7 protein-coding genes and 1 pseudogene are annotated in these 7,573 nt (G+C 70.1%); 4 read left to right on the forward strand and 4 right to left on the reverse strand.

All coding sequences use genetic code 11. The annotated features are described in order from the left end of the window. The 3 genes from VFW24_01725 to VFW24_01735 form a co-directional block, all read left to right on the forward strand. Positions 1-665, forward strand: a 665-nt coding sequence (locus VFW24_01725) for a histidine kinase (GenBank protein HEX5265467.1), incomplete at its 5' end; no start/stop codon positions are given. Continuing rightward, positions 662-1,408 carry a hypothetical protein gene (locus VFW24_01730; protein HEX5265468.1) on the forward strand — a complete coding sequence of 249 codons (747 nt, stop codon included), beginning with the start codon at positions 662-664 and terminating at the stop codon, positions 1,406-1,408. The genes VFW24_01725 and VFW24_01730, both read left to right, overlap by 4 nt. Before the next feature lie 157 nt (positions 1,409-1,565). Beyond that, positions 1,566-2,789 (forward strand): ISL3 family transposase, encoded by a 1,224-nt coding sequence (locus VFW24_01735; GenBank protein HEX5265469.1) that lies wholly within the window; start codon positions 1,566-1,568, stop codon positions 2,787-2,789. 102 nt (positions 2,790-2,891) lie between these two features. Here the strand turns inward: VFW24_01735 and VFW24_01740 are convergent, their stop codons facing one another. The 4 genes from VFW24_01740 to VFW24_01755 are packed head-to-tail and all read right to left on the reverse strand — an operon-like array spanning position 2,892 to position 6,902. Beyond that, positions 2,892-4,121 (reverse strand): DUF3987 domain-containing protein, encoded by a 1,230-nt coding sequence (locus VFW24_01740; GenBank protein ID HEX5265470.1) that lies wholly within the window; start codon positions 4,119-4,121, stop codon positions 2,892-2,894. Then, positions 4,118-4,933, reverse strand: a complete 816-nt coding sequence (locus VFW24_01745) for an AAA family ATPase (protein HEX5265471.1) — start codon at positions 4,931-4,933, stop codon at positions 4,118-4,120. The genes VFW24_01740 and VFW24_01745 overlap by 4 nt, the downstream gene beginning before the upstream one ends. Further along, on the reverse strand, positions 4,930-6,270 hold the full coding sequence (locus tag VFW24_01750; protein HEX5265472.1) for a DDE-type integrase/transposase/recombinase: 1,341 nt from the start codon (positions 6,268-6,270) through the stop codon (positions 4,930-4,932). The genes VFW24_01745 and VFW24_01750 overlap by 4 nt, the downstream gene beginning before the upstream one ends. A gap of 44 nt (positions 6,271-6,314) precedes the next feature. Continuing rightward, the gene (locus VFW24_01755) at positions 6,315-6,902 is read right to left on the reverse strand and encodes a DUF6431 domain-containing protein (protein HEX5265473.1); all 588 of its coding nucleotides are present in this window, start codon (positions 6,900-6,902) and stop codon (positions 6,315-6,317) included. A gap of 212 nt (positions 6,903-7,114) precedes the next feature. Between VFW24_01755 and VFW24_01760 the strand changes: the two are divergent. Continuing rightward, positions 7,115-7,390, forward strand: a pseudogene (locus tag VFW24_01760) (ISAzo13 family transposase). Positions 7,391-7,573 lie beyond the last annotated feature (183 nt).

Below are 7,573 nucleotides of genomic sequence, written 5' to 3' on the forward strand. Positions count from 1 at the left end.
GTCTCGACACCGAGGACCACCACGCCGTCATCAGCGCGACGCGCGAGGAGCGCACTCGGATCGCCGGGGAACTCCACGACGTCATCGGTCATTGCCTGTCGGTGATCGTGCTCCAAGCCGGTGGCGCCCGGATGCTGGTCCGTTCCGACCCCGACCGCGCCGGGGCAGCTTTGCAGGTCGTGCAACAAGCCGGCCACGACGCCCTGATCGAGTTGCGCCGTCTCCTCACCGTGCTCGGGGACACGTCCCTCCCGGCCGAGACGGGACCACTCCCGGGAATCGACGACCTGGCGCCTCTCGTCGCGCGCACCACCGGCACCGCTTTGCGAGTCGATCTTGAAGTCGAGGGAACCACCCGACCGGTCTCAGCAAGTGTCGGCCTGTGCGCCTATCGGATCGTCCAAGAGGCGCTGACCAACGTGATCAAACACGCCGATGCCGCTCGCGCCAAGGTGAGCCTGGCCTGGGCGCCAGACGCACTGGAACTCGAGATCGCCGATGATGGCCATGGGCTGGCGACTTTTCGCGCCGAGGGGGTCGGGCGGGGTCTCATCGGAATGCGCGAGCGAGTCGCAGTCCTCGACGGGTCGTTGCACACCGGGTCAAGTGTCCGAGGTGGCTTCGTCGTGCACGCTTCGCTCCCCCTCGCCGAGGAACTGGCATGAGGATCGGCCGGCACGCACTGCGGTGGCTCGACGCACCCTGGCTGGACGTCGTGCTGGCGCTGACGTTGGTGGTGGAGATGGAGCTTGAGACCTGGCTGGCGCCGAGCCTCATCCCTACCCATCGCCTAGTGACCGCCGTCGCGGTCGTCCTGTACGCCGCGCCGATCGCCTGGAGGGGCCGGTGGCCGCTCGCCGCGCTCCTCGCTTCTACCACGGTGGCGATGGTGCAGGCACCGCTGGGCGGAGACATCCTGGGTGGGATGACCGGGTCGTTGCTGCCGCCGATCGCCCTCGCCTACCGGGCCGGAACGGCGCGCAGCCTCAATCGAGGGCTGCCTACGGTGGCGGGGGTCGCCGCTCTGCTCGCCCTGGGCGTCTATGTGTCAGACCTGGCGACCCAGCCGAATGACTACGGAAGCCTTTGTGGCGACATCGTCGGCTTCGCCGCCGCTGTCATCGTGCCCTGGGGTGTCGGGTTGATGGTGGCAGAGCGGGCCGCTCGGGCACGCGCCTTCCGCGACCTGTCGGCCTGCTTGGACCGCCAGCGCGAAGAACACCAGAGCGCGGCGGTCGCGGACGAGCGGTCGCGGATCGGACGCGAGATGCAAGACATCATCGCCCAAAGCGTCAGCGCCATCGTGGTCCAAGCTGGAGGCACCCGACAGCTCATTTTGGGCACAGAATCCCGAGGAGAACCTTTTGGGCACTCCTCGGCTTCGTGTGGCCCGACTTGCCCGGCTTGAGGTGGTTCCCGATGGGATCGGTGCCCACCTGATCGAGTGAGCCGGCCCGCTCCAGTGGGCCGACCTCCCAAGGGTGTTGTCCACACGCGGTGACCCGCACGCGCCGCGCCTCTACGTTCGGTGGTGACGAAGCCAATCGAACCTGGAGGTCGATCACGTGCGGGTCACCACCGCATTCAACAAGATGCTGGGCCTGGTCGGGGCCAGCGTGGACTCGGTGGTCTTCGCCCCGGAGGGGATCGTGGTCGGCCTGCGCCGGCGCCCCCACAAGCACCGCTGTCCGTGCGGGGGCAAGACGTCGGGGACCCGGGACCACTCGGTGCGGCGCTGGCGGCATCTGGACCTGGGCGGCACCAGGCTGTTCCTCGAGTACCGCATCGCCCGCATCGACTGTCCCCGCTGTAAGGCGACCCGGACCGAGACGGTGCCCTGGGCCCGTCCCGGGGCCCGGCACACCCGGGACCTCCAGGACCTGGTGGCCTGGCTGGCCCAGCGCACCGACAAGACCACCATCACCCGCCTGCTGCGCATCTCCTGGGAGGCGGTGGCCAAGATCATCGTCGACGTGGTGGCCGAGGCGATCGACGACAAACGCCTCGATGGCCTCTACCGCATCGGGGTGGACGAGATCAGCTACCGCAAGGGACATCAGTACCTGACCGTGGTGGCCGACCACGACCGGGACGGGGCGGTGGTCTGGGCGGCCAAGGGCAAGGACCACACCGTGTTGGAGGCCTTCTACGACGAGCTCGGGCCCAAGCGGGTCCAGAAGCTCTCCGCGGTGAGCCTGGACATGGGCGGGGCCTACAAGCTCGCCACCGACAACAAGGCGGCGCACGTGACCCAGTGTGTGGACCCCTTCCACGTCATCAAGCTGGCCAACGAGGCCATCAACAAGACACGCCGGGTGGCCTGGAACGTCGAGCGGGACGCAGGTAGGCCGGCACGCAAGGTCAAACACACCCGATGGGCGCTCGTCAAAGACACCCAGGCCCTGTCCCGGGGCCAATGGGAAACCCTCGACGCCCTGCGCCGGTCCCGCTCGGCGCTGTATCGAGCCTGGCAGCTCAAGGAGGCGCTGAGAGACCTGTACCGGCTGCGCTACCCGTCCCAGGCCCCCCGGCATCTGGACTGGTGGCTGGCGTGGGCCTGTCGGTCCCGCATACCCGCCTTCGTCTCGCTGGCCAAGACCATCCGGGCCAACCGGGACCGGGTGCTCGCCGCCGTCGAGCTCGGCCTGTCCAACTCCAAGCTGGAGGGCCTCAACTCGAAGATCCGCCTGATCAACCACCGCGGGTACGGCCATCACTCTGCCGCCGCGCTGATCGGCATGATCTACCTGTGCGCCGGCGGCATCACCATCGACCTCCCGCTGCGCTGATCTACACGATCACCTGAAGCGCTTACCGAAGCGATGGTCCTCCATCGCTTCCTACCTGCCCACCAGCCGCGCCCCGGAGACGGGGTCAAGGGCGACCGAGCGCTAGCGAGGGAGTCCCGAAGGGACGCGTAGCGAAGCGGAGCGCCCTTGACGCCGTTGGAGGGGCGTGGCACGAGAGCGTGACGCGGAATCGGGCAAGTCGGGCCACAGAATCCCGAGGAGAACCAAGAAGTCTCGGATCTCGGTGCGGGTCATGCCGTCGGGACGGGCGACGAGAGCGTCGTGGATGGCCTCGGCCAGCGGGTCACCGACGACGGGGGCGAACACCTTGGCCACCGAGTCGGTGGAGTACTCCCACAGCGCCAGGGCCGCCTCGAGGTGCGCCAGGCCGATCGAGGCGGCCCCGTCGACGAGCGCGTAGAGAAGTGACAGGCGCAGCACATGCGCCTCGGCCCGGGCCAAGAGCCCGGCGACGATGCCGTCGGGCCCATGGCCGGCTCCGGCCATGCGGGCATAGGCGTCCCACCACGCCGCCCGGGCGCCGGTCGAGAAGCGCATCCGGCCGCGCCGCTTGGCCTCGGTCAGGTGGGTGCCCAGGCGGCCCTCCATGCCGGTGCCGGCCAAGGGGTCGGGGTCGCCGCCCTCCGGGAGGAGACGCACCCGACGGGCGGCCACGAAGAAGAAGCGGTTGAGAAGCCCGTTGGCCACCTCGAGGCTCGAGGTGTAGTGAGTGAGCTCGGCCGCGGTGATGTGCCCGATCACCGACAGGTGCGGCCCCGAGGCCCGCGCCGGGGCGGTTCGGGTGAGAAGGGCCAGGGGCCGACCGTCCCAGGCGGAGCGCAGCACCGGCGAGAGCGTGTTCACGTCCCGGGTGGTGGCCTTGAGCACCGAGGCGAACTCCGGCTCGACGACCAACAGGCGGGGGTCCGCCGCCCCGGGATCGGCGCCTTCGGGGTCTCGCAGGGCCCAAACCAGGCCTTCCCCGGAGGACAGCCCCGTCGAGGTTCGTGCGCCGAAGCCGGGCACCGCCCGGCCCATGAGACGGGCCACGTGGTCCCAGGATGAGCCCTTTCTGGCCTTGGCCGAGTCCCCCACCACCACCACGAACTCATTCGGGTGGTGGCGGGTGGCCTCCACCGCCGCCCAGGCCCCCCGCCCGACCGTCACCCCGGCGGCCACGAGCAGCTGGGCCAGGATGGCGACGGGGTCGGCCTCGGTGTGGGGGGCGATGGCGGACACCAGCGCGCCGGCCATCCCCTGGTAGGCGGCCCCCGCCGGGGGGGCGGGCCACCCCGGTGCCGGGGCCAGCTCCGCTGAGTTCACCGGGCTCACTCCGAGGCCACCTCGGCCACCGCGGCACGCGCTGCGGACTCGTCGACGATGGCCTTGCCCGAAGCGAAGGCGGCCACCAGGGACTGGGTGGCCAAGTTGTTGACCGCCCGGGGCAGGCCCCGGGAGACCTGGTGGATGAGGCCGATGGCGTCGTCGGAGAACAGCGGGTCGGAGCGACCAGCGAGGCCCAGGTGATGCGTGATGTAACTCGCACACTCGGTGGGGTCCAGGCCGCAGAGCGCGTAGCGCAGCCCGACGCGCTGGTCCAGCGCTGCGAAGGCCCCGAGGCGCAGACGTCGGCGCAGTGTCGGCTGTCCCAACAACATGAGGCAGAACGGGGAGGCAGCATCCATGCCGGCATTGGACAGACAGCGCAGGCCCTCGAGGGTCTCGGCATCGAGCATGTGGGCCTCGTCGACCACGACCGTGACCGCCTTTCCCCGCTCGGCGGCCTCCGCCGCGATGGCGTCCTGGGTCTGGGGGATGAGCGAGGCGGCGTGGAAGCGAGGGCTGCCCCCCAACGCCGAGACGATCGCCGCGTACATCCCCCGGGTGCCCACGCCCGGGGTGCCCAGGTAGACGATGCTGTGGCGCGACGGGTCCAGGCCAGCCACGGCGGCCCGTGCTGCCACGGTCTTGCCCGAGCCGCACTCGCCGGTGACCACGCCGATGGCGGACTCGGTGATGCACCAGGAGATGCGGGCCACCGCCTGGGCGTGGGCGGCATGACCGTGGAGCATCTGGGGAGCCAGGTCCTTGCCGAAGGGCATGCGGCCAAACCCGTAATGCGCGCGCAGACGGTCGATGCTCATGGGGTCTCCTCCTCGGTGGGCACGGCAGGGTCGGCGGCACTGGAGAGCGCGGCGTAGTCGATGCGGGTCCGGGACAGCTCGGCGGCCCGGCGCGCCGCCACCATCCCCAGGTAGTCGATGCCGGTGGGCACCGGCTCCGGGGCGGCGTCGGGGCGGGCCTTGGGATGGACATGGCGCCCGATGCGAACCGGGACAGCTCGGCCCATGCCCCTGCCCTCGAAGCGCACCTCGATGTCGGTCAAGTCGAACGGGTCGAAGACCAACTCCACGCGCCGACCGACCAGGGCGACGTCGACCTCGAAAGCATTCCCGTGCAGCGACACCGTGGCGGTCTTGGTCACTGACCGGAACTCCGACCACAGGAACGCCTCGTGCAGCGCCTCGGGAGAGGGAAGCTCGGGGGCCCCGACGCGACTGAAGCGCTCGATCGGGCGCTCCTTGGTCTCGGAATGGACTCGGCGGTGATAGACGACCTCCACCCAGGCGCTGAAGAGGCGATTGAGCTCGGCCAGATCCGCCCCTCCGCCCCGGGCCTCCAGCTCGACGAGGAAGCCAGCCCTCACCGTCCTGAAGAACCGCTCGATCTTCCCCTTCGTGGCCGCCGCCCGGGGGCTGGCGTGGATGACCCGGATGCCCAGGGACGCGCAGGCGCGCATGAACTGCACGTTCACGAACGCCGCTCCCCGGTCGACCAGCACCGCCCGGGGCACGCCACGCGCCGACACGCCGGCGCGCAACGCGGCGCAGAGCCGCAGTGTGTCCTCGGCCGGGCACCAGCGATGGCCGGGCACGGCCCGGCTGTAGTCGTCGATGAAGGCCAGCAGGTAGGCCTTGGCGCCCCCGACCATGGGACCGTGCAGGGCATCCCCGGTCCACAACTCGTTGGGGGTGGAGGCCTCGAAGCGCCCATAGGCGCGTGGGGCGGACCCGTCGGGGCGGACGTTGAGGCCCACTCGGGCGAAGTGGCGCTGGATGCTGCGCACCCCAGGAGGGCAGAGCCCCGCCTCGGCCATGACGCGTACGATTTGCTCGGCGCTGCGCCCGGGGGCCTCACGCTTCAAGGCCACGGCCGCGGCGAACAGCTCGGAGTCGATCTTGGGGGCGACCTTGCGCGGCTGGGGGACGAGGGCCTCGAAGCCACCTGCCCGCCAGGCCCGGATCCACTCGTCCAGGGTGGAGCGCCCCACCCGGATGCGTCGCCCGTCAGGGGTGAGGTGTTCCAAGGACGCGAGGGCGCGCACCAGCGCGCCCCGTTCGGCCTTGGACAGCGCGGGGTCCGCTGCCTCGCGGATCAACGAGTAGCGAAACAGGGCCACGTCCCGATAGCGGTCCTCCATGCGGCCCGGCTGCTCCTTCCTTCGACCAGGAGAACCATGAACGATCAGGGCAGCGCCGGGAAGGGGACACTCGTGTTGCAAAGCAGCGCCCCGCCGGACATCGCCGACACGAGCGACCAGATGGGCCGCGGGCCGAAGGCAAGTACCGCGGCGCGTGTCGCGGTTCCGATGGCCGCCAGGGCGTCACCGAGCGCGCCGCCGGTGGGTTCGATCGGCCCCAACAGCGGGTCCAGGGCCACCGCCCAGCGGGTGAAGTGCACCCGGATGGCCTCGGCGGCGCGGACGAAGGCACGCAGCCAGCCCCGCACCGTGTCCTTGTGACGTCGGAGGGACTCCGTGATCCGGTCGAGGCCGAGACCGTCGCCTTTGGCCTGGAGCGCCTCCCCGATGGTCTCGGCGTCGTCCCGGCGCCGGAGGAGGGCCACGTCTGCCAGCAGCACATGGCTGGACCTGCAGCTGCGACACCGGCTGCGACGGGGACGGACGGGTTGTTCGTGACCGTCCCGGCGGCGCAGCCCCCGCCACCGGGCATGGCCCCACGGGCCAAGCTGCCCGCCACACGGTGGGCAGGCCAGCCGGCCCGCCCGAAGGTCGGCCTCGACCTCGTCCTGATCGGTCCCTACGATGAGCACGGGTGCCCCTCCGGCATCTGCGGAGAAGGGCCCTCCCGAGGAGCCAGCAAAGTTCGACGGGAGGGTCCTTGCGCGTCTGGGTCGTGCTCAGCCTGACGCGCTCCGCCTGCCGCCGCCCAACAGATCCCGGGCCCCCAGGGGCTCCCGCCCGATCCTGGCCGTCAGTGGCGGCTACACCCTCACCGATCCTGATCGAGCGTGGCGCTCAACACAAGTGGAACAAGATCGAGCACCGCCTGTTCAGTCACATCTCCATGAACTGGCGGGGGCGTCCCTTGACGAGTCATCAGGTGATCGTCGATCTCATCGCAGGGACGAAGACGCGAACCGGCTTGAAGGTCCGAGCCGAGCGCGACCGCGGCGTGTATCCGAAGGGTGTAAAGGTGACCGACGAGGAGCTGGCGGCGGTGCCGCTCGATCTTCATGACTGGCACGGTGATTGGAACTACACGATCACTGGACGTCGGACGCGACGTGCCAACCGCTGATTACGCCGGTGTAATTTCCGAGCAATCCCTAACGGTCCCCTAAGTACGTGTCTGGTAAGCCAGCGTTGACTGCTGAGGGATCCACCACTCCCTGACCGCGAGCTCCCATGCTGGGAGCTGGGCGGAGGTGTCTGCCGGGAGTGATGCGTGGCCGCCAACAGGCGTTATCCCACCGACCTGACC

It is taken from the genome of Acidimicrobiales bacterium (genome assembly GCA_036273495.1).
Lineage (GTDB): Bacteria > Actinomycetota > Acidimicrobiia > Acidimicrobiales > JAJPHE01 > DASSEU01.

Coding starts and splice junctions, on each gene's coding strand:
- VFW24_01750 (HEX5265472.1), bottom strand. CDS start 6,270: ATGGAGGACCGCTATCGGGACGTGGCCCTGTTTCGCTACTCGTTGATC.
- VFW24_01730 (HEX5265468.1), top strand. CDS start 662: ATGAGGATCGGCCGGCACGCACTGCGGTGGCTCGACGCACCCTGGCTG.
- VFW24_01745 (HEX5265471.1), bottom strand. CDS start 4,933: ATGAGCATCGACCGTCTGCGCGCGCATTACGGGTTTGGCCGCATGCCC.